The sequence below is a fragment of the Oleiphilus sp. HI0079 genome (assembly GCF_001635105.1).
The window spans coordinates 1-921 of the sequence record NZ_LWFT01000647.1; the positions used below are offsets into that span (position 1 = coordinate 1).

The 921-nt window shown below is 47.3% G+C and carries 2 protein-coding genes; one reads left to right on the forward strand and one right to left on the reverse strand.

Features of this window, described 5'->3' with window-relative positions:
* Window positions 1–791, forward strand: a 791-nt coding sequence (locus A3750_RS11695; protein ID WP_068548286.1) for a LysR family transcriptional regulator, incomplete at its 5' end; no start/stop codon positions are given.
* Here the strand turns inward: A3750_RS11695 and zapE are convergent.
* A partial coding sequence (gene zapE, locus A3750_RS24955) for an AFG1/ZapE family ATPase (RefSeq protein ID WP_156498534.1) occupies window positions 788–921 on the reverse strand: 134 nt, incomplete at its 5' end. The two genes, A3750_RS11695 and zapE, sit on opposite strands and share 4 nt — an antisense overlap.

Below are 921 nucleotides of genomic sequence, written 5' to 3' on the forward strand. Positions count from 1 at the left end.
TCACCAAAAGGATTCAGAATCTGGAAAGCAGGTTAGACACCAAACTCTTCGAGCGCCTGCAAAGAGAGATTCGTCTTACTCAAAGCGGTGAAGCCCTGCTGCCCCACGCCTTAAATATTCTGCATGAGTACGACAACGCCAAACAGGCCGTGAAAGATGAGAGCGGAGAGGTTTCAGGTAAGCTTCGTATCGTTGCGAGCCACCACATCGGTCTGCACCGCTTACCATTAATCTTACGGGAGTTTGCAAGCTCTTATCCTGCGGTTGACCTTCAACTCAATTTTCTGGATTCAGAAAGTGCGTACAGCCTACTTCAGGAAAACACCGCCGACCTCGCCTTTATTACCATCCCAAAAAAAGTACGCGATGACTTTACAACCCATTTGATTTGGCAAGACCCAATGAGCTTTGTCTGTGGCAAAGACCACAATCTAACGACTCTTAAGCGCATTGGGCCAGAAGAACTTTCACAACACAATGCAATCCTGCCATCACAATCGACCTTGACGTACCGAATCGTCGCCAAGGTATTTGAGCAACACAGCCTATCTTTGAACGCGAATATTCCAACGAACTATCTAGAAACAATGAAAATGATGGCCAGCGTAGGAATGGGCTGGTCCGTTCTGCCGAATACAATGATTGATGAGGATTTGTATGTACTTCCGGTCGCCGATCCAGTAATCAAGCGCCAGCTAGGCGCGGTAAGCTACAATAAAAAGCGACTCGGTAAAGCGGCAATGGCGTTTATCGCAACAGCCAACCAGTTTTGGGAAAAACACCCGCGCTAAGCGCGGTGTTCAGATGCCAGATATTCTTCACTTTGCATTTCTAGCAAACGACTCTCAGTTCGTTCAAACTCAAAATTTAATCGCCCCCCGCTATACAACTCATGAATCGCCGTTTCAGCCGAAACGATGA